We start from the raw sequence: 21,096 nt of genomic DNA, 5'->3' as shown, positions 1-21,096 counted from the left end.
GACCTTTTCTGACGGTTCCTGACCATGTGCCTGGCCCCTGCGAGCTCGGCAGCCCCGGCAGCGTCAGATCGCGAGCACGTACCCTGTGCCGCGCACCGAATGCAGCGGCAGGCGCATGCCGAGCTTCGCGGCCTTGCGCCGCAGCCGGCTGGCGATCGCATCGATGCGGTGCTCGTCGAAATCGAACACGTCGCCACCGAGCGCGCGGATCAGGTCGTCGCGGCTCGCCGCCGTGCCGCGCTGCCCGAAAAGGCAGCCGAGGAAGGCGCGCTCGCTCGTGGTGAGGGTCATCTGCCGGCCTTCGGGGTCGCCCAGGATCCAGTCGCCCTCGAGCAGGCGCCAGGCGGCGGGTGCGGGCGGCGCGGGCGCTGCGTTCCCCTGCGGTGCGGCCGTGAGTCGCCGGCCGACGGCGTTCAGCGTCTCGGCCAATTCCAGCATGTTCACCGGCTTCACCAGGTAGGCGTCTGCACCTTCGCGCAGCCCCAGCAGCCGGTCTTCGAGTTCGCCCCGCGCGGTAACCAGCACCAGGCCGAGCCGTCGCTGCATTGCGCGCAGATGTGAAACGACCGCGAGGCCGCTCTCGCCTGGCAAGCCGATGTCCACCACCGCGATGTCGCAGGGCTGGACCGCGAACGCCTTGTAGAACGACGGCGCGTCGCCGAAGCCCTCCGCGTCGAAGCCGAGCTCTCCGAGCGCGAAGACGGTTTCTGCACGGATGTCTTCGTCGTCCTCGATCACATGGATGCGAAGACCGGGACGCGAGCTTGGGGATGGCATGGCGCGGAAAGTATAAAGTCGCGTCCCAATGCGCCTCGACGTCGAAACCACCCGGGCGGGTCCGGGCCGCCTGCTTGTTCTTCTGTTCCTGCTGCTGTGGTGCTTGGCAATGCCCGCCAGGGCGCTGGTACTGTCGGCATCCGATGGCCTCGACCGCGGCGTCCAACTCTCCGGGGGCCTCGAGATCCAGCGCGACCCCTCGGGCCAGTGGCGTATTGCCGACGTCGCGCGCGGTGCGCAGCAGAGCGGCTTCGCGCCGCTCGAAGGGCCGGTGCAGGAAGGCTTCGGCCGCGACGCGGTGTGGCTGCGCTTCTCGCTCGCGCGCACGGCCGACGCGCCCGCACGATGGCTGCTGCGCGTGCGACCGCCGCGCATCCACGAAGCCACCCTGTATGCGCCGGACGGGCGCGGCGGATTCGTCGAGACGCCGCTCGGCGACGCCCGCCCGTTCGCGGCGCGCGAGATCCCCGACCACAACTTCGTGTTCCCGCTCGACATTTCGACCGAGCCGGCTGTCTATTTCCTGCGGCTGCGCAACGACGGGCCGTCGCTGCGGGCCGAACTGGACCTGTGGCAGCCTGTCGGCTTCGAGCGCGACCGCACGGCCGACTACACCATCATGGGCGTGCTGCTCGGCGCCGTCCTGCTCGCCGTCTGCATGAACCTGATCTTCGGGGCCTGGCTGCGGGACGGGCTCTACGCCCACTACGCGCTGTACGTGCTCTGCATCGCAGCGCTCTCCGTCAACCGCCAGGGGTTCGCAGCGCAGTGGTTCCTCGACGCTCGCCCCGAACGCGTTGCGCAGACGCTGCTGGCCGTCAATTGCTTCTTCAACATGGTGGGTACCGCGTTCATGGCGCGCATCTTCCAGTTCCGGCGCCATTGGCCGCCTGCGGCACATTTCTTCAACGCGGTCGTGGTGTACAACTTCGTTGCGTTCGTGCTGGCCCTGGCCGGCCATCACGCCGCCATCGCCCCCTGGGTCAGCGCAGGCAGCGCCGCGTCCACGCTGTTCGGCGCGGTCTTCGTCTGCTACCTGCTCTTCGTGCGGCGCCAGTTCCAGTACCTGCTCCCGGCCTCGGCCTTCGCGGTGGGAACGGTGCTGGGGCTCTACGGGCTGTTGAAGCTCTGGCTCGGCGACCAAGTGCCCGGCGTGACGCCCGATCGCATCTATTGGCTCGGCACCCTGTGCCACCTCGTCCTGCTGAACGTGGCCGTGGCCGACCGGACGCGGCGCGCCGAGCGCGATTACCGCGCCGAGCGCGAGCGCGTGCTCGCAGTGCGGCTGGAAGCTGAACAGGCGCTCGAAGGCACCGTCGTGCGACGCACCGCCGAGCTGCAGCAGACCAATGCCGCCTTGCATGAGGAGATCGCGGCCCGCGCCCGTCTGGAGGCCCGGCTGCGTGAGTCGCTCGAGGTCGAGCGCCAGGCGATCGTGCAGCAGCGCGAGTTCGTCTCGATGGTGTCGCACGAGTTCCGCACGCCCCTGACAGTGATCGACGGCGCGGCGCAATCGCTCGACATCTCGAAGCTCGGCGCGGAGCCCGTGGTGAAGCAGCGCACCGAGCGGATCCGGCGCGCCGTGCAGCGCCTGACCATGCTGATCGAGAACATCCTGCTGGCCGACCGCCTCCAGCCCGAGCACCGGATGCTTCGCCTCGAAGTCGTTGACATGGCGGCGCTCGCGCGCGGCCTGTGCGAGAGCTTCCACTTTCCCGGCGCTTCTCGCCTGGTGCTCGACGTGCACGAACCCCTGTCCAAGGTGCGCGGCGATCGGGCGCTGCTCGAGATCGCGCTGCAGAACCTGATGCAGAACGCATTGAAGTACTCGCCGCCGGAGCAACCGGTGCATGTCGTGCTGCGGCAGACGGGCGACACCGTGCAGGTCGACGTGATCGACCGCGGACCCGGAGTCGCCATGGCCGACAAGGCCCGCATCTTCGAGAAATATTTCCGTGCCGAAACCGCGAGCGCGGTGGCCGGCACCGGACTGGGGCTTCACCTGTCGCGCGAGATCGCGAGGCGCCATGGCGGCGACGTGACACTGCACGAAACAGGCGCCAGCGGGTCGACATTCCGCCTGGCGATTCCGGCTGCCCCGCCCGAACAAGTCACATGACCCGTCGCACGGCATGCGGGAACGGGAACAGGCCTGCGCACCGACCGCGGCCTTGGGAAGGGCCAAGCGCCTCACACAGGCGTTCTCACATCAATGCCTTCCGGCTGTCCGTGTAGCAGGTTCAGTAGTCCAGCCGAACTGTCAGTCCCAGCGTGCGCCGCGTCCCGACCGATGCCACGTAGGCACCGTTCGCGGTGGCGGCCACGGTCGGGAAATACTTCTTGTCGAGCGCGTTGCGCAACCAGAGCGAAATGCTCCAGATTTCATTGCCCCGTGCGACCTTCCAACCGGTGGCGAGGTTCAGCAGGCCATAGGCCGGGATGCGCGAGTGGACCGACCCGTCGAGCGTGCCGTCCTGTGCGGACCGCCACGCGTACGCCGCTGAAACGAAGTGCTGGGTGGTGGGGCTCACGGACCTGCGGTATTCGGCGCCCACGTTGAATGTCCAGCGCGGCGTCCCGGCAACCTGCCGTCCGCTCAGGCTGCAGCGCCCCTGCGGCACGAACGCGCGTTCTGACGGACAAGGCGCGTCCTCATAGCGTCGATAGCGTGCATCGTTGAAGGCGGCGTTGGCCCACACGGTCAGCCCGCGCGCCGGTCGCGCAGTGGCATCCAGCTCCAGTCCCCGGCTGCGGAGATCGCCCGCATTCGTGAGGATCTCGACGTAGTTGCCCGCGCCTGCGCCGGCGGGCACGAACATCGACGTCTGGTAGCCGCGCACGCCTGCCAGGAAGGCGTTCAGGTTGAGTGTCAGGCGATCATTCCACAGGCTGCTCTTGACGCCGACGTCCAGGCTGTCGACACGTTCGGGCCCGATGATCAGCGACGAGGCGCCGAGCGGGCCGGGAGCGGCACCCGGCCCCGCCAGATTGATTCCGCCCGACCGCTCGCCGTGCGAAAAGCTCGCGTAGCCGATCGCGTCGTCATCCAGCCGGTAGCTCGCACCCAGGAGCGCCGATGGACTGGTCTTTCGGATGGCCAGGGGGCCTGTGTCGTAGGCACCAAGCACGATCGGACGATTGCGCAGGAACGCGGTGGCAGCGGCACCACCGGTCGAGTCGCCGCGATGGGTGCGCCCGTCCTTGCGCTCCTGCGTGATGCGCAGGCCGGCCGTGAGGTCGAGCCTGGAGGTGGCGTGCCACGTGGCCTGGGAGAAGAGCGCGAAGCTCTCCGTGTCGAGCGCGCCGAAGCTCACGGTGCTCGCGTTGGCCAGCACCGGCAGGGACGTTCCCTGCAGAACGATGTCCGCCCGCGGACCGAACACGGTGAATATCTCGTTGCGCATGCGCTGGCGCATGTAGAACGCGCCCACCACATAGTCGACCACACCGCCGGTGGGCCCCGCGTAGCGCAGCTCCTGCGAGAACTGCTGCTGGCGCACGCGGGAGCCGCCGTCGATCAGCACGGGGATATTGAGGTTGTCGTTGGTCGTCGGCACGAACTTCCATGAGCGGCCGGCGGTGATGGACGTGACGGTGGCGCCGGACCCGAGCTTCCAGCTCGCTTCGGCCGACACGCCACCCTGGTCGAGATCGACCCGCTCCACGCCGTCGGTGTTGACCGCATAGCGCCGCGGGTCGGTAACGATGCCGGTGGCGCCGCCGGCCCGTGCGCGGGCCGCCGCCGGTCCGCTTCCCAGCGAGTAGATGACGCGGGTGCCGTACGTGGAGCGCTCGCGGTGCGCATCTGCGATCAGGCGCAGGCTGAAGGCGTCGCCACGGCGCAGCAGCCACTGGCCGCGAATGCCGGATCGATTGCCCCCGTTGACGCTGCCGCCATCGTAGATGTTCTCGATGTTGCCGCGTTCATGGGTGCCGTACACCAGCAGCCGGCCCGCCGTCTCTTCCGACAAGGCGCCCGAGAAGATGGCTTGCCCCTGCGCAAGGCCGCGCTGCCCGATCGAGAGTTGCAGGCTGCGCTCGGTCTCGCGGCTCGGCGCACGCGTGTGCAACGCCAGCACGCCAGCGGTCGTGTTCTTGCCGAAAAGCGTGCCTTGTGGCCCGCGCAGCAGGTCCACGCGCTCGATGTCGAGCAGGTCGAATGTCGCCATGCCCGCGCGGCCCAGGTAGACGTTGTCGAGGTAGATGCCCGTGCTGCCCTCGAGGCCGTCGTTCGATGGATTCCTGCCGACGCCGCGCACCGCGATGGCCGATTGCCGCGGATCGCCGAAGGTGATGCTGGTACTCGGCAACCATTGCTGCAGGTCTTCGAGCCGCCAGCTTTGCTGCGTCTCGAGGGCCTCGCCATCGATCGAAGTCAGCGGGATCGGAACTTGCTGGGCGGCTTCCGAACGGCCCCTGGCATCCACGGTGATGGCGGGGAGCGTTTCGCCATCGTCCAAAGGCGTCGGCTGTGCATGGGCCGCCACGGCGAATCCGAGGGCGAGCGCGCTGACGGCCAGGGAACGGGCGAGGAGATCGCATGGACAGAAGGACATGCGCGTACTCTAGTAGACGCGCGCTGGTCACCGCCAGCCGCCAGCGCCTGGCCGGCGCGGTCCATGCCGAGCTCACCTGGCTGTACTGGACCGTCGGGCAGCGCCTGGCCTCCGAAGTGCTGGGCGGCGAGCGTGCCGGCTACGGCGCCCGCTTGCTCGACCAGTTGGGCCAGCAACTGGCACAGGAATTCGGCCGCGGGTTCGAATCCCGCAACCTGCGACGAATGGTGAAGCTCGCAGAGGCTTTCCCTGACGTGGAGATTGTGTCGACGCTGTCGACACCATTGAGCTGGAGCCACCTGGTAGCCATGGTGGCGCTCAAGACACCCGAGGCCCGCGCCTTTTTATGCCCAGCACGCTGCACAGGCCTACCGGGATCGCTTGGCGCACTGGAACATTCGTGGATCGATGTCACGCAAAGGCAATCCCTACGACAACGCCAAGGCCGAGAGCTTCATGAAGACGCTCAAGCATGAAGAGGTCTTGAAGGTCGACTACCTCGACCTTCAAGACATCCAAGACCGCCTTCCAACATTCCTCGAGGAGCGATACAACAAGCGACGCCTACACTCATCACTGGCCTACATGCCCCCAGACGAATTCGAGCAACAACACGCCCGACGCCAGGTCAGTTCATGAGCACCGAGCTGTCCACCCCAAGGGGGTCACTCCAAGAATCAGGATACCTAGTATCCACGCGCCATACCGATACATTTTTCATTCCTGTCGAACCCCATCACGGCGCCGCATCCGACACCGAGACTCGCGCCCCGTTCTGCCGCCAAGCCCCCGGCGACACCCCGTACTCTCGCTTGAATGCGCGGTTGAAAGCCGCTTCCGATTCGTAGCCGACACCTTCGGCAATGCGTGCCAGATTGCCCTGGTCCTTGCGCAGCATGCCGGCGGCCAGCATCATGCGCCAGCGCGTCAGATAGTGCATGGGCGGTGCGCCCACCAGTTCGGCGAAGCGGTCCGCCAGCACGCTGCGCGAGACGTGGATTTCCTGCGCCAGCGCGTCGACCGTCCAGTTGCGCGCGGGCTCGGCGTGCATCAGCGCCAGGCAGCGGCTCACGTGGGGGTCGCGCAGCCCCGCCAGCCAGCCGGGGTTGTTGGCGGGCATGGATTCGATGTAGCCGCGCAGCACTTCCGCGAACAGCACCTCCGCCACCTTGGCGGCGACCATCTCGGAACCGGGTGTGTGCGAAGCCGCATCGCCCAGCACGAAGTTGACGGACTGCTCGATCCACGGGCCTGCCGGCCTGCTGCGCAGCGACGTGATGAACAGGCGCGGAATGTTCGCCATGAGGGGGTTGGGCGCATCGCCTTCGTATGCGAACCAGCTGCACACCAGCACCGTGCGGTCACCATTGCCGCCGTAGCGGATGCGCTCCAGTTCGGGTGCGCGCGGATTCACCACATGCGCCACGTCCACCGCCGCATGCTGCAGACCGCTGCCCAGCACATGCGAGTCGCCGTGCGGCACGGCGATCACCTCGCCGGCGTGCGCGCGGATCGGTTCTCCGCCGTCGACCTGGGCCCAGCATTCACCTTGCAGCACGAGGTGGCAGATGGCCAGCCGCTGCGCGCCGGGCTTGAGCAGCTGCGCCATGTGCGCGCCCCTGGGCACCTTGAAGCACCAGGGCGCATGCATGTCCCCGTTCAGGAACAGCGCGCCCTCCAGGCGGATGGTCCGCAGCACGTCCGACAAGACATCCATGGTCACCTCCCGGCAAGCGAGGGCGGGGTTTCGGTCAACAAGTCCGGTGCAGCGGGCAATACAACGGTGCTTCGCATCGGCACCATGGGTCTTGGTCGCTCCGACCGATTCTATCCAGACAGGAGTATCGCCATGCCCAAATTCCTCATCGAACGGCACATCCCCGGCGCGGGCAAGTTCACGCCGTCGGACCTGAAAGCCATCTCGCAGAAGTCCTGCGGCGTGCTGGGCAGCATGGGGCCCGACATCCAATGGGTCCACAGCTACGTGACCGACGACCGGATCTATTGCATCTACCAGGCCACCGACGAGGCCCTGGTGCGCAAGCATGCGGAACTCGGCGGCTTCCCGGCCGACCGCATCGACCGGGTGCATGGCGTGATCGACCCGGCCACGGCCGAGTGAAGCAAAGGCGGACGCGGCGAGCGGCGGCAAGGACGGGCTGCCGCCCTCCCCCGCCGCCCGCTCTCATTCAAGCCCTGCGCTCGCGCGATGCCGCAGACAGAGCGTCGTCCAGGCGAAGGAAGCCCCAGGACATCGGACCGTCCTTCGCATAGTCGAGCGGAAGGCCCACCGCCACCTTGTAGGGCTGGCCCTCGTCGGCGGCAGCGATCACTGCGGGGACCACGGAGTCGGGGTTGCTGTACTCGCTCAGGACGACCTGGGCCTTGCACTGGATGAACCACCATCCGATGTCTTCGGTCGAGATCAGGCTCCACAGCTGGCGCGCCCGGGAGGCCTCGGACTTGGCTTGCATGTCCAGCTGCGGCGCGGCGCCGACCGAATCCCCGAGGGTCAGCACCATGTCGCTCGGCATGGCTGTCTGCAGGTACCACCAGCCCGGCTCCCCGGCCGCGGGAACGAACTCCCACTGCTGGTTTGCCCGCGTCTTGTCGTCCACCGGCTTCTTGTCCCAGAGGATCACCGGGGTCCCCGGCGCCGCGGACTGGCCACGTATGTCGAGCACCTTCCTTGTTTCCTTGTGCTGGATGTAGAAGAACTCTCCATGGCCGGCCGTGGGCGGCGGCGGTTCGTTGGCTGCGGACGCTGCGGCAGCGCGCACCTTCGCGATGGCCGCGGCCACGGCGCTGTTCGGGCCCAGCGGCGGAACCAGCGGAGGCGGGACGATGGGAACCAACGGGCCGGTGATCTGGTGCCAGTACTTTCCGATGAGCGCAACGGCTTCATCGATGTTCACCTCGTTGCCATGGCGCTGGAGCAGTTCGATGGCCTGCGCATTGGTCGAGTTTTCGGGGATGAAGCAGGGCAGCCGGGGATTGATGTTCACATACCGGTCGCCGAGCAGCATCTTGGCCAGGCGCGGCATCGTCTCGGCGGACGTTCCGCTCAGGCACATGTCGAGCACCGGCGACGACCGCGCCTGGTTCATGAGGAAAGGCGGGGTGTTGTCGAACGGATTGCCATCGCCGTCCATCCACTGCTTCGCGCCCCATTCGGCCGTGTCGCTGGCAACCCAGTCGGGCATCAGGCCCGTGCCGATCGTGATGGCCACGATCTTCTCGAGCGGCACGCCGTTGCGCACCGCCAGGCAGATGGCTGCGACCGTCGGGTCGTGGTTGAAGAAGGCGCCGTCCACATTGCCGAGCACCGAACCCAGTTGCCCGGGCATCGCGCCGCTGGACGATGCCGCGATCGCGATCGGCGTGTCGGCATTTCCCTCGAGGCCGTCGATCCTGTCCTGCTCGGTACCGAGCATGTTGGTGAACATGAGCGTGTCCCATGGCTTGGGAACCACGCGGCCGTCGTCCCTGGTTTCCAGGCCGCCAACGTTGAACGAAACCAGCAGCACGCTGCGCGGCGCCTTCGACACAGGCGCATCGCCATGCAGCGCGGCCTGGGAGGCGATCACATCTGCAATGGGGTACGCGGGCCTGTCCGGCCGATCGTTCATGTTGTTGTAGAACTTGATCTCGCCGGTCGGGGAAGTGAACAGCTCGATGAGATCTGCCGGCGTCTTGCCGGCCAGCAATTCGCTCGTGATGATCGCGCCGGTGGAACAGCCCGCGAGCATCAGCGTGTTCTTCAGCACATGGTCGTGCTTTTCGGCCAGGCGCTGGAGGATGGTTGCCGACAGAAGGCCGCGAATGCCTCCTCCCACGAATGAGAGGATGGTGAAAACAGGTTGATTCGAATCCACGAAACACTCCTTGGTTGCCCCCGAATTGGGGAGCGGAGTGTCTATTGGCGGATTAAATACTGTCTACAAGTGAAATCCCGCTGAATTAGAAGGACCTCACTCGAGTTCTATTGGAAATAATTACAAACTACTGGATGCGTTCCACCAATTCCCGTGGCAGCCAAAAGATATAAAAGGCAAAAGGCAAATGAATTGCGCCCTCCAAAAGCCCACGGATTTCCATTGAATAGCGCTTCAGCCGATTTCAGGAAAAAACAGCCTTCATTCGATCTGAAGCTTGTTCGCGGTTCCCGCCTGCAAGTCCTGCGGCGACGACGCCTGTTGCTGGCTTTGCACCGGCCCGACCAGCGGGCCCGGTCCGGATTCGCCCAGCCCTCTTCGCCCGGTGCCTCTCACGAGGTGGCGTGGCAAGTGGTGTGTCCGTCGTATGTACTCGAGGGCCTCGCTGCGCGCTGGTTCGGACGCCGGTAGAAACATCTGCAGTACGCTCATGATGTCATCCCGTGAAAGCCAGAAAAATATGGCTGGCTCGGTCTCGAAGGACCGCAGCCGCGGGTCTCGATGCGGCCTCTGGCGTGGGTCGCAGGCGCATTATGGGCGCCGAAATGCGACCGGTTCGCACGGCCCCTCGGGCAGTAGTGTTGCTGTGCGCTTACTTACAAACCATAGTATTCATTCAGCCCATTCAGCCGTCATAGGTGCCGCGCCACGAGCACAGCCGCCCCCGCAAGTGAGATGGCGCCGCCCACGATTTTCCTCAGCATTCTCATCAGGTTCTCCAGCGTAGAACCTGCATGGTCCAAGGTTTTGGACCTGAGCGGGTTTGGCAATCTTCATGATCGGGATAGGCGGCGCCCACCAGCGAGCGGCCCTGTAGGCACCCGCCCACGCGCATGGATTGATTTCTCCCGCAAGCCGCGGCCGCCGGCCCGGCCAATGTCGGGTGGACGAATTCCGGTTCCTCCTCACGACGCCTCCGTGCGTCGTTAAGCGCTCCCTCGGGAGCGCTTTTTTTGCCTGCGCCGCCCCCGTGCGGCTAGTGCGTCTCGCGGCGCAGCTGCTGCACGTCTTCGTGCAGCGCCTGGGCCCAGGCTCGGCGGTCGCGGCCGTGCGAGGGCTGCGGCTCGCCGAAGCGCACGATGGCCAGGAGCGGCGGCGCGCGCAGCGTGTTCCAGAGCGAGGTCAGCAGGTTGTCGTCGTCGATGTAGCGCGGCGCCTGGCTGGTTTCCCCGGTGGCCGCATCGGCAAAGCGCAGCGCGGCCGGCAGCACGGGCGCGCCCGACGAAATGGCCGCCTGCAGCAGGTTGGCATGGAAGGGCAGCAGCCCGCGCCCATCGCTCGTCGTGCCCTCGGGGAACACGCCGATCAGGTCGCCGCTGCGCAGCGCCTCGGTCATGTGGTGCACCACGCGCAGCGCATCGCGGCGGCGTTCGCGCTCGATGTAGAGCGAGCCCGCGCCGGTGGACAGCGTGCCGATCAGCGGCCAGTGCTTCACGCCCGCCTTCGAGACAAAGCGCACGTGGCAGGCGGCATGGATGGCCGTGATGTCCAGCCACGAGAGGTGATTGCTGATGAGCAGCACCGGCCCCTGCGCGGGCGGCCTGCCCTGCACCTGGAGCGCGATGCCCATGATCTCGAGCAAGCGCAACGACCACTGCTGCACGCGCAGGTTGCGCTGTTCCTGCGACAGGCCCGGAAAGGTGAAGCGGATCGTCCACCAGCCACCCAGCGCGTGCCCCACCGCATGCAGCAGGCGCCAGCAGGCCTTCAGTGAATGAACCATCGAGAAGCGGGCCCTTTCAGCCGTGGACCACGCGGCCTGCAACCAGGGTATGGCGCGTGCGCCCCAGCAGCGGATAGCCCGAGAACGGCGTGTGCTTGCCCTGGCTCTTGAGCGCTTCGGGCTGCACCTGCCATTCGAGGCCCGGATCGAAGACGCACAGGTCGGCCACGCCGCCCTCGGCCAGCCGTCCGATACCGGTGCCCGCATCGGCGGCCGCCAGCAGCCGCGCCGGGGCGGACGTGATGACTTCCAGCGCGCGCACGATCCCCGCGCCGCTGCGCTCGCCCCACTGCAGCGCGAGCGGCAGCAGCAGTTCGAGCCCGGTGGCGCCGGGTTCGGCCTCGGCAAAGGGCAGCGTCTTGGCATCGGCCTCGACCGGCGTGTGGTCGGACACCAGCGCATCGATGGTGCCGTCGGCCAGCGCCGCCGACAGCGCATCGCGGTCGCCGTGCTGGCGCAGCGGCGGATTGAGGCGCGCGCGGCTGTCGAAAAAGCCGATGTCGGTATCGGCCAGGTGCAGCGAATTGATGCTGACGTCGCAGCTGAGCGGCAGGCCCTGCGCCTTGGCCGTGCGCACCAGCGCCACGCCCGCGGCGCTGGAGATGCGGCACAGGTGCACGCGCGCGCCGGTGCTCTTCATGAGCTCGACGATGGTGAAGATCGCGATGGTTTCGGCCGACACCGGCACGCCCGAGAGGCCCAGGCGCGTGGCCAGCGGGCCGCTGGCCGCCACGCCCTTGCCAAGGTCGCGGTCCTGCGGGCGCAGCCACACGGTGTAGCCGAAGGTGCTGGCGTAGAGCAGCGCGCGCTGCAGCACCTGGGTGTCTGCCAATGGCACGTCGGCCTGGCTGAAGCCGATGCAGCCGGCCTCGGTGAGTTCGGCCATCTCGGTGAGCACGCCGCCCGCGAGGCTGCGCGTGAGCGCGCCGAGCGGGAAGAGGCGCGCGCCCTGCAGCTTCTCGGCGCGGAACTTGAGCATCTCGACCAGGCCGGGCTCGTCGAGCACGGGGTCGGTGTCGGGCGGGCACACGAGGCTGGTGACGCCGCCCGCAATGGCCGCAGCCATTTCGCTTTCGAGCATGCCTTCGTGCTCGTAGCCGGGCTCGCGCAGGCGCGCGGCCAGGTCGACGAGGCCGGGCGCGACGACACAGCCCGCGGCATCGATGGTGCGCTCGGCCTTGAAGCCGGCCGGCGTGTGGCCGATGCCGGCGATCCTGCCGTCGGCAATGGCGATGTCGGTCTTCTTGTCGATGCCCGATGCGGGGTCGACGACGCGGCCGTTGGAGATAAGGATGTTCATGCGTCTGTACTTCCGGTGGCGGTCAGGGCCTTTTCGGGAAACACCGTGGAACCGGCTTCGCCGGGCCACTGGTGTTGCCCCCGGCAGGGGGTTGGCGAAGCGACACGAAGTGCGCGAAGACTGGGGGCGAGCAACATGTCTATGCTTCGTTACCCGCCACGATGCTCATGACGGCCATGCGAACGGCGATGCCAAAAGTGACCTGCGGGAGGATCACGCTCTGGCGCCCGTCGACCACCGCCGAATCGATCTCCACGCCGCGGTTGATGGGCCCCGGGTGCATCACGATGGCATCCGGTTTCGCCAGCTGCAGCTTCTCGGGCGTGAGGCCGTAGGTCTTGAAGAACTCCTGCGACGAGGGCAGCAGCGCGCCGCTCATGCGCTCATTCTGCAGGCGCAGCATGATGATGACGTCGCAGTCCCTGATGCCCTCTTCGAGCGTGTGGCACACGCGCACGCCCATGCCGGCCATGTCGCCGGGCACCAGCGTCTTGGGGCCGACCACGCGCACCTCGGCACACCCGAGCGTGGTGAGCGCATGGATGTCGGAGCGCGCCACGCGCGAGTGCAGCACGTCGCCGACGATCGCCACCGTGAGGTTCGCAAAATCCTTCTTGTAGTGGCGGATCGTGTACATGTCGAGCAGCCCCTGCGTCGGATGCGCGTGGCGGCCGTCGCCGGCGTTCACCACGTGCACGTGCGGCGCCACATGCTGCGCGATCAGGTACGGTGCGCCCGACTCGCTGTGGCGCACCACGAACAGGTCGGCCGCCATCGCGCTCAGGTTGGCGATGGTGTCGAGCAGCGACTCGCCCTTGGTGGCCGAGGAGCGCGCGATGTCCAGGTTGATGACGTCGGCCGACAGGCGCTTGGCCGCGATCTCGAAGGTGGTGCGGGTGCGCGTGGAGTTCTCGAAGAACAGGTTGAACACGCTCTTGCCGCGCAGGAGCGGCACCTTCTTCACCTCGCGGTCGCTCACGCTCGTGAAGTTGGCGGCGGTGTCGAGGATGTGCGTGACGATGTCCTTGGGCAGGCCCTCGATCGACAGCAGGTGGATCAGTTCGCCGTTCTTGTTGAGCTGGGGATTTCGCTTGTAGAGCATTACCAGGCCTCCCGCCGGGCCGCCCCAAGGGGGGCCTGCGCCCCCTCGGGGGGCAACGAATACACGAAGTGATGAGTGTGGGGGCTCACGAGTTCTCCTCCACCTTGAGGCTGAACGCGCCGTCGTCGGCGCGCGCGAGTGCGAGCAGCTGCGTATCGGGCAGCGTGAGCTTCGCGGCCGCGAAATCGGCCGCCACCGGCAGCTCGCGCCCCCCGCGGTCGACCAGCACCGCGAGCCGCACGCGGGCCGGGCGGCCGAAGTCGAACAGCTCGTTGAGCACTGCGCGGATGGTGCGGCCGGTGTAGAGCACGTCGTCGAGCAGCAGCACGTCGGCGCCGTTCACGTCGAAGGGCAGCGCGGTCTGCGCGCTGGCCGAGAGCCCGCGGCGCGCGAAGTCGTCGCGGTGCATGGCCGACGAGATGACGCCGGGCGCGCCGGCGAGGCCCAGGTCCTTCTGCAGCCGCTCGACCAGCCAGGCGCCGCCGGAGGTGATGCCCACCAGCTTGGTGTCGGGGCGCATCAGCGTCTTCACGCCCGCCAGCAGATCGAGATATAGCAACTCGGCGTCAGGAACGACAGGGCTCACGATGATGGCTCCAGAACAAGGCAAGGGGAAACGCAAATGCGGGGAACACCGTGGAACCGGCTTTGCCGGGCCACCGGTGTTGCCCCCGGTGAGGGGGAGGGAGAAGCGACACGAAGTGCGCGAAGCCTGGGGGAGAGCTTCATTGTTGGAGACTCCTCAAGAATTGCTCCAGGATGATGCAGGCCGATGCGGCATCGGCATCGCGTGCGCCGGAGGACAGCGCCTCGGTCGTGCTGTAGCGCTCGTCGACCTCGAACACCTGGAGATTGAAACGGCCACGCAATTGCCGCGCGAACTTCTGCGCGCGGCGGGTGTTCTCGTGCGGGGCGCCGTCGGGGTGGTAAGGCACGCCGACCACCAGCGCGTCGGGCTGCCATTCCTTGATGCGGGCCTCGACCTGCGCGAAGCGGGCGTCGCCCTCGGCCTTGATGGTGGCCTGCGGCGTCGCGGCACCCAGCAGTCGGTTTCCGCTTGCAACGCCGGTGCGCTTCAGGCCGAAGTCGAAGGCCAGGAAGCTCTGGAAGTGGGGGGGAACGGCAACGGCGGCGGGGGGAGCGGGAACGTCTGGCATGGCAGCGGCCATCACGCGTGTCCCGCTTCCGGCGACAGTTTCCAGGCTTCCAGGCCCAGCAGCAGCAGCGCCCTGTCGTAGCGCTGCTCGACCGGCGTGTCGAAGATCACGGCCGGATCGGCGCCCACGGTGAGCCAGCTGTTCTCGGCCAGTTCCGACTCGAGCTGCCCCTCGCCCCAGGCCGAATAACCCAGCGAAACCAGCACCTTGCGCGGGCCCGCGCCGGTGGCCAGGGCTTCGAGCACGTCCTTGGAGGTGGTCATTTCGAGGCCGCCGGGAATGGTCATGGTCGAGGCGTAGACCGACTCCTCGGGCTTTTCGGCATGGGTGAACACCGGCTCGTGCAGCACGAAGCCGCGCTCGGTCTGCACCGGCCCGCCCTGGAAAACGGGTGCGTCGCCGAGTTCGGGACGCGACAGGTGGAGTTCGATCTTCTCGAACAGCACCTTCAGGTTGATGTCGCTGGGTTTGTTGATCACCAGCCCGAGCGCACCGCGCTCGCTGTGCTCGCACAGGTAGACGACGCTGCGGTTGAAAGTTTTATCTTCCATCCCCGGCATCGCGATCAGGAAGTGATGCGTGAGGTTCATCGGGGCAGAATCGGCAGCCATATGCCGCCGATTTTACTGGCCGTCGACAAGACCTATCCCAAAGGGCTCATGTGGTTTCGCCGCGACCTGCGCGTGGACGACAACGCGGCCCTGTACCACGCGCTGCGGGCCTGCCGGCAGGTGGTGTGCGTTTTCGTGTTCGACCGGGCGATCCTGGACCCCCTGCCCCGGGTCGACCGGCGCGTGGAATTCATCCGGGAATCGGTGGTGGAGCTCGAGGAAGAACTGCGGGCGCTGAGCGGCGGGCTGATCGTGCGGCACGCCAACGCCATCGAGGAGATTCCGGCGCTGGCCCACAGCCTGGACGTGCAGGCCGTCTTCGCCAACCGCGACGACGAGCCCGACGCGCTGGCGCGCGATGCCCAGGTACTGGGCGCCCTGGCCAACGCGGGCGTGAGCTTCTACACCTACAAGGACTCCACCGTCTTCGAGCGCGACGAGGTGCTCAACAAGACCGGCCAGCCGTACACCGTTTTCACGCCCTACAAGCGGGCTTGGCTCGCCAAGGTGGACTCCTTCTTTCTGAAGCCATACCCGGTGCGCAGCCATGCCGACGCGCTGGCGCCGCCGCCCGCGGCCCATCGCACGCCGGTGCCTTCGCTCGAGGACATCGGCTTTGGCCGGAGCAATCTCTCCGAGCTCGACATTCCCACCGGCAGCCAGGGTGCGGCGACGCTGTTCGAGGACTTTTTCCAGCGCATCGACCGCTACGATGCCGCGCGCAATTTTCCGGCGGTGCGGGGCCCGAGCTACCTGGGCGTGCACCTGCGCTTCGGCACCGTCTCGATCCGGCAGCTGGCGGGGGTTGCGCACCAGCTCTTCCTGCAGGGCGACGCGGGTGCGGCAAGCTGGCTCGGCGAGCTGATCTGGCGCGAGTTCTATTTCCAGATCCTGGTGCACTTTCCGCACGTGCATTCGGGCGGCGAATCGAAGAGCTTCCGCCCCGAGTACGACAAGATCCAGTGGCACCACGGCAAGCATGCCGACCAGCTGTTCGAGGCCTGGTGCCAGGGCCGCACGGGCTACCCGCTGGTGGATGCCGCCATGCTGCAGATCAACCAGAGCGGCTACATGCACAACCGCCTGCGCATGGTGGTGGCCAGCTTCCTCTGCAAGGACCTGGGGCTGGACTGGCGGCGCGGCGAGCGCTACTTTGCGCTGCACCTGAACGATTTCGAGCTGGCTTCAAACAACGGCGGCTGGCAATGGGCCAGCTCCAGCGGCTGCGACGCGCAGCCGTACTTCCGCATCTTCAACCCGGTGACGCAGAGCGAGCGCTTCGACCCCGAAGGCAAGTTCATCCGGCGCTACCTGCCGCAGCTCGCGGGGCTGTCGAACGCCGCGATCCACGCCCCCTGGACGGCGTCGCCGGTGGAACTGGAGGCCGCCGGCATCAAGCTCGGCGAGACCTACCCCAGGCCGGTGGTCGACCACGCCGAGGCACGCGAGCAGACGCTGCGGCGCTACGGCGCGGTGCGCGGCGCGGACCAGCCGCCGCTCAGCGGCGCGTCAGCACGATTTCCGCGCCGGCGTCGGAGCGCCCCCTGAGCGTGCCGGCGTCGAGTTGCTGGAAGGTGATGAGGTTGTCGCGGCAACCGGTGAGCGCCTTGCTGCCCTGGAAGTGCAACTCGTAGACGCCGCTTTCCACGCGTCGCCACAGCATCGGTGTGGGGATGCCGACGCAGGGATCGCCGGGGTTTTGCGCCAGCGTGCGCCAGGTGCCTCCGGCGGCCTGCAGCTGCATCTGCGCATCGACCTGGCGGCCGTTCTTGAGCGTGATGCGCGCGGTCCAGTCGCCTTCCAGTCCGTCGGCCGCCTGGGCCGCGGCCAGCTCGGCGGCCAATGCCAGCATGCCGGCGCAGGCTGCGGTACGCCAAGAGCTGCGCTTCATACCGGGCCCCCGATGCCCAGCTGGGGCTTCATGGCTTCCCACGCCACGCCGTTGAGCCGGCGCGCGCTGTTGATGTTGTATCGGGTGTTGGACTTGGTTGCGCGCACCACATGGACCGCGCCGCCGTACTCGCCGAAGGTGCGCAGCGATCCCACGCCGGTCGGCGGATGGCCGCCGTTGAAGGCCAGCACGCGCGCGCCGCCCTCGGTACGGACCTCCACCGTGCCGGTCTCGGTGGCCGCGCAGGTGTCGTACGCGCTGGTGGCGGAATCGAAGTTGCAGGCGTAGTACTGCACCGTGCCGGGGCCGGTGAAGGCCGCGCGAAGCAGGCGCGTCTGCTGCTCGTTCAGCACGCCCAGGCTGAGGGTGCCGGTTCCGGCCGGCAGGGTTGCGCCCGAGGCCGGGAAGGCCGCGATCAACGCTTCCAGCGTGGCGAAGCCGGTCGTCTCGCTGGGGTTGGCCAGGTTGATCGAATAGGGCTGCGCCAGCTCTACCCCGCGGCGGTAGCGCAGCTGCGAGCCGGGCGGGAAGGTGGCGTCCGGGTTGGCGAAAGCGGCCGCCGGCACCACGCCGAAGATGCTGTTGCCATCGGCCGCCTGCATCTCGGCCACCACCTCGGCCATCTTGCGGCCGGAGATGTCGGTGACCGCGGCATGGCCGAGGCTGCGCGTGGTGCCCGCGCAATAGTCGCTGCGGCTCGGCGTTCCAAAGCTGCTGGTGAAGGCCGCGTTCTCGTCGCAGCGCACCCATCCGTTGGCGCCCAGTTGCACGAAGCCGTAGAGCGTGTCGTGCGCGGTGGGTGCACCGTTGGTCAGGCCTTCGCGCCGGTCGGTGAGATTCACCTTGCCGGTGGCCGGATCGGGTACGCCATCGGTCGGATAGGTCCGCGCGGTGTAGTGGTCGGCGCGTGCGAAGTCCAGCCGCGCCAGTTGGTCCGAGGCCACCGGTGTGACGGTGGCCGGATCGACCACGCGCAATGCCACGCCACTGTGCAGCGTATCGGCCGTGACCAGCGCGGCGGTGAAGGCGTTGTCCTCGAATCGGCCGGGGTCGGTCACGGCCACGCCCTGATAGTCGTACAGCTGGGCAACCTCGGGCAGGCCCAGCTGCAGCAGCACCAGCGCCTCGGCGCGCTCGGGCGCCAGGCCCGCCACCACGCCCGCCTGCAGCAGCGTGGTCAGCGGATTGACCTGGCCGCGGTGCCCGCCGGGCGCACTCATGGTGAAGGGCTTGGAGAACGATGGCAGCGAGGGATTGCCGCCGTCCACCTGCGCCAGCAGCGGCGCGGCGGCAAGCTCGGCTGCCGCGGCCGCATCGGCCGGCGTGTAGCCGAAGCTGTAGGCGCCGTCCTCGCCGGTCTTGTTGGCGGCCGCGGGCTCGCCTTCGTCGCAGGCGCCGTTGCGGTTGCGGTCCACGCAGACCAGTGCCCCGCTCACCGGGCCGAGCACCATCACCTTGCCCGACACCGTGACCGGCGACGGGGACGACGGCGGATTGCCGCCACCCGGAGGGCCGAACGGCGGAAAGCCACCGCCGCCCCCGCCACCTCCTCCGCCGCCGCAGGCGGACAGCGCCAGCAGGAGGCCTGCGCAGGCCGACGGAACGGCCGCTCTGGTGAATCGAATGTGCATGGTCTTTCCTCCAGGTTGTGTCGGGCACCGGGCTCGCCGAAAAAGCGAACCTTCGTTCTCAACAGTGTGGGAGGGCGGTTTGCGCGGCGCATCACGCAAATGCACGATGCGCGGCGATCGGCAAAGCGGTAGTAGGTACCCCTTGCGCGTTGACACCCGGCGGCGCGGACGCGCATCATGCCCGCGGGAAACACCGGCCGCCCGGGGAGGGAATCACATGAACCGGAATCTCGCACTGCACCGCACACTCGATGCGATCTCGCACCTGGGCGATGCCGAGCCGCCCTGGGCCGCGCTGCTGCAGGGCATGCAGCAACTGGTCGGCGGCGACAGCGCCACGCTGATCCAGATCGACAGCGGCGGCGAGCTGCTGAACTTCCAGCAGCATGACGTTTCCGCGGCCGCCGAACGCGCGTACGTCGAGCATTTCTTCGCACACGACATCCTGATTCCTCCGACCTTCGGCGCACCGCCGGGAAGCTGGTTCGACACCCAGGAGCTGTTCTCCTCGTCGCTGCTGTCGAAGGAGGGTTTCTACGTCGACTTCATGTGCCCTCATCGGATGCGGCAGTGCCTGATCTTCATCGTCGAGGACAGCTCGCAGCGCCGCGGCGCCCTGACCGTCCAGCGCAACACGCCCGCCAGCCACGCGCGCCGGCACCTGGAGAGCGCGACGGTGCGCCGGGTCGACGGCGCGCTGCGCCGGGGGCTGGCGCAGCGCAATGCGATGACGCGGCAGTGGTTCGACACGGCCGAATCAGCGTTCGATGGCTTCGGCGAGGCCATCTGCCTGGCCACGCGCCACGGCACCGTGCTGCGCGCCTCCGCCCGGGCCAGCGAACTGCTGGGCCAGGGGCATTCGCTGCGCCTGCGCGGCGGCCGGCTCTGGCATCCCGGCGCCGAGGTGCAGCGCGCGCTGCAGGCGGCGCTCGCACAAGGGCCGCAGGCCCGCGAGCCGATTTGTCTTTCCATCCCGGACGGACGGGGCGGCCAAAGCCGGCTGGAACTCGTGCGCGCCGCGCCCGAACTCAGCGTGGGCCGGGAGGCGCTGGTCTTCATCCGCATGCGCCATGACGGCGCACGCATGCCGCCTTCCGTCGACAGTCTCTGCAGCGCCTTCGGCATCACCCACGCCGAGGCGCGCGTGCTGGCTGCGCTCATCGCGGGCCAGTCGCCCAAGCAGCATGCCGGCGCGCAGGGCGTGTCGGTGTACACGGTGCGCAGCCAGCTCGGTTCGCTGATGGCCAAGATGGGCTGCACGCGGCAGGCCGAGCTGGTGCGCAAGGGCCTGCTCGCGGAACCGCCGCTACTGGAAACCGGGAGGCCCGCATGAACCAGAGCCTCGCGCTGCGCCGCACGCTCGACGCCATCGCGCACCTGGACGATCCGCAGCCGCCATGGCGCGACCTGCTGGAAGGCATGCAGCAGGTGGTCGGCGGCGACAGCGCCACCTTTATCCTGCTGGAACGCGGCAGCGAGCTGCTGAGCTTCCAGCAGGTCAATGTTTCACCGGCCGCCGAGCGCGAATACATGCAGCATTTCTGCGCGCATGACATCCTGATTCCGCCGACCCTCGGCGCGGCGCCGGGAAGCTGGTTCGACACGCACGAGCTGTTCTCGCCCGCCTTTCTCTCGAAGAATCTCTACTACGCCGACTTCATGTGCCGACACGGCGCGCGCCAGATGCTGGCCTGCATCGTCGACCAGGGCGCGCAGCGCCGCGGCGGCCTGACGGTGCAGCGCAGCACGGCCGCGCATGCGCGCCGGCTGCTCGACAGCACGCGGATCCGCCGCGTCACCCAGGCGCTGCGCCAGGGACTGGCGCGCCGCGACGAGCGTTCCCGGCTGTGGCTCGGCGGCGCCGAATCCGCGCTCGCGGCCTTCGGCGAGGCGGTCTTGCTGGTGACGCCCGCGGGCACGGTGCTGCGCGCATCGGCCAGCGCGCAGGAGTTCTTCGGCACCAGCCGCTCGCTGCGCCTGCGCGGCCAACGGCTCTGGCATCCGGATGCGCAGACGCAGCAGGCGCTGGCGGCCGGCCTGCGGCTGGCGGCGCAATCGCGTCAGCGGGTCTGCCTGCCCATCTCCGCCGGACCGGCAGGCCTGCAAGAACTGGAAATAGCACGCGCCGCGCCGCAGTTGAGCCTGGGCGAGGAGGTGCTGGTACTGGCGCGCATCCGCCTCGGCCGTTCGCAGGCGGCGCCCTCGACCGACGGCCTCTGCAGCGCCTTCGGCATCACGCCTGCCGAGGCGCGCGTGCTGGCCGCGCTCATCGCGGGCCAGTCGCCCAAGCAGCATGCCGGCGCGCAGGGCGTGTCGGTACACACGGTGCGCAGCCAGCTCGGTTCATTGATGGCCAAGATGGGCTGCACGCGGCAGGTCGACCTGGTGCGCAAGGCGCTGCTTGCGCCGTAGG

At 68.0% G+C, this 21,096-nt stretch carries 19 protein-coding genes; 7 read left to right on the top strand and 12 right to left on the bottom strand.

Features of this window, described 5'->3' with window-relative positions:
* Nucleotides 1–63 precede the first annotated feature (63 nt).
* Entirely contained in the window at nt 64–777 is a 714-nt protein-coding gene (locus tag L1081_RS23985; protein ID WP_489414379.1) for a response regulator, read from the bottom strand.
* A 28-nt stretch (nt 778–805) separates the two neighbouring features.
* On the opposite strand from L1081_RS23985, the gene L1081_RS23980 reads away from it, so the two are divergent.
* The gene (locus tag L1081_RS23980) at nt 806–2,896 is read left to right on the top strand and encodes a 7TM-DISM domain-containing protein (RefSeq protein ID WP_489414378.1); all 2,091 of its coding nucleotides are present in this window, start codon (nt 806–808) and stop codon (nt 2,894–2,896) included.
* A gap of 121 nt (nt 2,897–3,017) precedes the next feature.
* On the opposite strand, the gene L1081_RS23975 is transcribed toward L1081_RS23980, so the two are convergent.
* Entirely contained in the window at nt 3,018–5,333 is a 2,316-nt protein-coding gene (locus tag L1081_RS23975) for a TonB-dependent receptor domain-containing protein (protein WP_489414377.1), read from the bottom strand.
* Between L1081_RS23975 and L1081_RS23970 the strand changes: the two genes are divergently transcribed.
* Nucleotides 5,318–5,809 (top strand): DUF1016 N-terminal domain-containing protein, encoded by a 492-nt coding sequence (locus tag L1081_RS23970; protein WP_489414376.1) that lies wholly within the window; start codon nt 5,318–5,320, stop codon nt 5,807–5,809. The genes L1081_RS23975 and L1081_RS23970 overlap by 16 nt on opposite strands.
* On the top strand, nt 5,790–5,972 hold the full coding sequence (locus L1081_RS23965) for a hypothetical protein (RefSeq protein ID WP_489414375.1): 183 nt from the start codon (nt 5,790–5,792) through the stop codon (nt 5,970–5,972). The genes L1081_RS23970 and L1081_RS23965 overlap by 20 nt, the downstream gene beginning before the upstream one ends.
* Nucleotides 5,973–6,069: 97 nt before the next feature.
* Here L1081_RS23965 and L1081_RS23960 read toward each other — a convergent pair whose 3' ends face one another.
* Nucleotides 6,070–7,050 carry a cupin domain-containing protein gene (locus tag L1081_RS23960; RefSeq protein WP_489414374.1) on the bottom strand — a complete coding sequence of 327 codons (981 nt, stop codon included), beginning with the start codon at nt 7,048–7,050 and terminating at the stop codon, nt 6,070–6,072.
* 132 nt (nt 7,051–7,182) lie between these two features.
* On the opposite strand from L1081_RS23960, the gene L1081_RS23955 reads away from it, so the two are divergent.
* On the top strand, nt 7,183–7,455 hold the full coding sequence (locus L1081_RS23955; RefSeq protein WP_489414373.1) for a nickel-binding protein: 273 nt from the start codon (nt 7,183–7,185) through the stop codon (nt 7,453–7,455).
* Between the two features lie 67 nt (nt 7,456–7,522).
* On the opposite strand, the gene L1081_RS23950 is transcribed toward L1081_RS23955, so the two are convergent.
* From L1081_RS23950 to L1081_RS23920, 7 genes are all read right to left on the bottom strand, one after another.
* Complete coding sequence (locus L1081_RS23950) at nt 7,523–9,208, bottom strand: patatin-like phospholipase family protein (protein ID WP_489414372.1); 1,686 nt, start codon at nt 9,206–9,208, stop codon at nt 7,523–7,525.
* A gap of 1,036 nt (nt 9,209–10,244) precedes the next feature.
* Complete coding sequence (locus tag L1081_RS23945) at nt 10,245–10,991, bottom strand: 1-acyl-sn-glycerol-3-phosphate acyltransferase (protein ID WP_489414371.1); 747 nt, start codon at nt 10,989–10,991, stop codon at nt 10,245–10,247.
* A gap of 16 nt (nt 10,992–11,007) precedes the next feature.
* Entirely contained in the window at nt 11,008–12,291 is a 1,284-nt protein-coding gene (locus L1081_RS23940; RefSeq protein WP_489414370.1) for a dihydroorotase, read from the bottom strand.
* A gap of 139 nt (nt 12,292–12,430) precedes the next feature.
* Nucleotides 12,431–13,393 carry an aspartate carbamoyltransferase catalytic subunit gene (locus L1081_RS23935; protein ID WP_489414369.1) on the bottom strand — a complete coding sequence of 321 codons (963 nt, stop codon included), beginning with the start codon at nt 13,391–13,393 and terminating at the stop codon, nt 12,431–12,433.
* 85 nt (nt 13,394–13,478) lie between these two features.
* Nucleotides 13,479–13,979: a bifunctional pyr operon transcriptional regulator/uracil phosphoribosyltransferase PyrR gene (gene pyrR / locus L1081_RS23930; RefSeq protein WP_489414368.1), complete on the bottom strand. Its 501-nt coding sequence runs from the start codon at nt 13,977–13,979 to the stop codon at nt 13,479–13,481.
* A gap of 139 nt (nt 13,980–14,118) precedes the next feature.
* Complete coding sequence (ruvX, locus tag L1081_RS23925; protein WP_489414367.1) at nt 14,119–14,562, bottom strand: Holliday junction resolvase RuvX; 444 nt, start codon at nt 14,560–14,562, stop codon at nt 14,119–14,121.
* Nucleotides 14,562–15,161, bottom strand: a complete 600-nt coding sequence (locus L1081_RS23920; RefSeq protein ID WP_015867381.1) for a YqgE/AlgH family protein — start codon at nt 15,159–15,161, stop codon at nt 14,562–14,564. Before L1081_RS23920 ends, ruvX begins: the two co-directional genes overlap by 1 nt.
* Here L1081_RS23920 and L1081_RS23915 point away from each other — a divergent pair, their 5' ends adjacent.
* The gene (locus L1081_RS23915) at nt 15,162–16,709 is read left to right on the top strand and encodes an FAD-binding domain-containing protein (RefSeq protein WP_489414366.1); all 1,548 of its coding nucleotides are present in this window, start codon (nt 15,162–15,164) and stop codon (nt 16,707–16,709) included. It abuts the gene before it with no gap.
* Here the strand turns inward: L1081_RS23915 and L1081_RS23910 are convergent.
* Together L1081_RS23910 and L1081_RS23905 are read right to left on the bottom strand one after the other, a co-directional pair.
* Nucleotides 16,660–17,052 carry a hypothetical protein gene (locus L1081_RS23910; RefSeq protein WP_489414365.1) on the bottom strand — a complete coding sequence of 131 codons (393 nt, stop codon included), beginning with the start codon at nt 17,050–17,052 and terminating at the stop codon, nt 16,660–16,662. The genes L1081_RS23915 and L1081_RS23910 overlap by 50 nt on opposite strands.
* On the bottom strand, nt 17,049–18,683 hold the full coding sequence (locus L1081_RS23905) for a hypothetical protein (RefSeq protein ID WP_489414364.1): 1,635 nt from the start codon (nt 18,681–18,683) through the stop codon (nt 17,049–17,051). The genes L1081_RS23910 and L1081_RS23905 overlap by 4 nt, the downstream gene beginning before the upstream one ends.
* Before the next feature lie 217 nt (nt 18,684–18,900).
* Between L1081_RS23905 and L1081_RS23900 the strand changes: the two genes are divergently transcribed.
* Nucleotides 18,901–20,016, top strand: a complete 1,116-nt coding sequence (locus L1081_RS23900) for a LuxR C-terminal-related transcriptional regulator (protein ID WP_489414363.1) — start codon at nt 18,901–18,903, stop codon at nt 20,014–20,016.
* Entirely contained in the window at nt 20,013–21,095 is a 1,083-nt protein-coding gene (locus tag L1081_RS23895; protein WP_489414362.1) for a LuxR C-terminal-related transcriptional regulator, read from the top strand. Before L1081_RS23900 ends, L1081_RS23895 begins: the two co-directional genes overlap by 4 nt.
* Nucleotide 21,096: the final 1 nt, after the last annotated feature.

Source organism: Variovorax sp. MSC1_012 (assembly GCF_023667525.1).
Lineage (GTDB): Bacteria > Pseudomonadota > Gammaproteobacteria > Burkholderiales > Burkholderiaceae_C > Variovorax > Variovorax beijingensis_B.
Note: the sequence above shows the minus strand (reverse complement) of the source record. Positions and strands in the feature narration are given on the sequence as shown.

Excerpts from the sequence above, each read along its gene's own strand:
- L1081_RS23910 (WP_489414365.1), bottom strand. The coding sequence starts at position 17,052 with ATGAAGCGCAGCTCTTGGCGTACCGCAGCCTGCGCCGGCATGCTGGCA.
- L1081_RS23960 (WP_489414374.1), bottom strand. The coding sequence starts at position 7,050 with ATGGATGTCTTGTCGGACGTGCTGCGGACCATCCGCCTGGAGGGCGCG.
- L1081_RS23920 (WP_015867381.1), bottom strand. The coding sequence starts at position 15,161 with ATGGCTGCCGATTCTGCCCCGATGAACCTCACGCATCACTTCCTGATC.
- L1081_RS23905 (WP_489414364.1), bottom strand. The coding sequence starts at position 18,683 with ATGCACATTCGATTCACCAGAGCGGCCGTTCCGTCGGCCTGCGCAGGC.
- L1081_RS23900 (WP_489414363.1), top strand. The coding sequence starts at position 18,901 with ATGAACCGGAATCTCGCACTGCACCGCACACTCGATGCGATCTCGCAC.
- L1081_RS23945 (WP_489414371.1), bottom strand. The coding sequence starts at position 10,991 with ATGGTTCATTCACTGAAGGCCTGCTGGCGCCTGCTGCATGCGGTGGGG.
- L1081_RS23965 (WP_489414375.1), top strand. The coding sequence starts at position 5,790 with ATGAAGACGCTCAAGCATGAAGAGGTCTTGAAGGTCGACTACCTCGAC.
- L1081_RS23985 (WP_489414379.1), bottom strand. The coding sequence starts at position 777 with ATGCCATCCCCAAGCTCGCGTCCCGGTCTTCGCATCCATGTGATCGAG.
- L1081_RS23940 (WP_489414370.1), bottom strand. The coding sequence starts at position 12,291 with ATGAACATCCTTATCTCCAACGGCCGCGTCGTCGACCCCGCATCGGGC.
- L1081_RS23915 (WP_489414366.1), top strand. The coding sequence starts at position 15,162 with ATGCCGCCGATTTTACTGGCCGTCGACAAGACCTATCCCAAAGGGCTC.
- L1081_RS23895 (WP_489414362.1), top strand. The coding sequence starts at position 20,013 with ATGAACCAGAGCCTCGCGCTGCGCCGCACGCTCGACGCCATCGCGCAC.
- L1081_RS23980 (WP_489414378.1), top strand. The coding sequence starts at position 806 with ATGCGCCTCGACGTCGAAACCACCCGGGCGGGTCCGGGCCGCCTGCTT.
- L1081_RS23970 (WP_489414376.1), top strand. The coding sequence starts at position 5,318 with ATGGACAGAAGGACATGCGCGTACTCTAGTAGACGCGCGCTGGTCACC.
- L1081_RS23935 (WP_489414369.1), bottom strand. The coding sequence starts at position 13,393 with ATGCTCTACAAGCGAAATCCCCAGCTCAACAAGAACGGCGAACTGATC.
- L1081_RS23975 (WP_489414377.1), bottom strand. The coding sequence starts at position 5,333 with ATGTCCTTCTGTCCATGCGATCTCCTCGCCCGTTCCCTGGCCGTCAGC.
- ruvX (WP_489414367.1), bottom strand. The coding sequence starts at position 14,562 with ATGGCCGCTGCCATGCCAGACGTTCCCGCTCCCCCCGCCGCCGTTGCC.
- L1081_RS23955 (WP_489414373.1), top strand. The coding sequence starts at position 7,183 with ATGCCCAAATTCCTCATCGAACGGCACATCCCCGGCGCGGGCAAGTTC.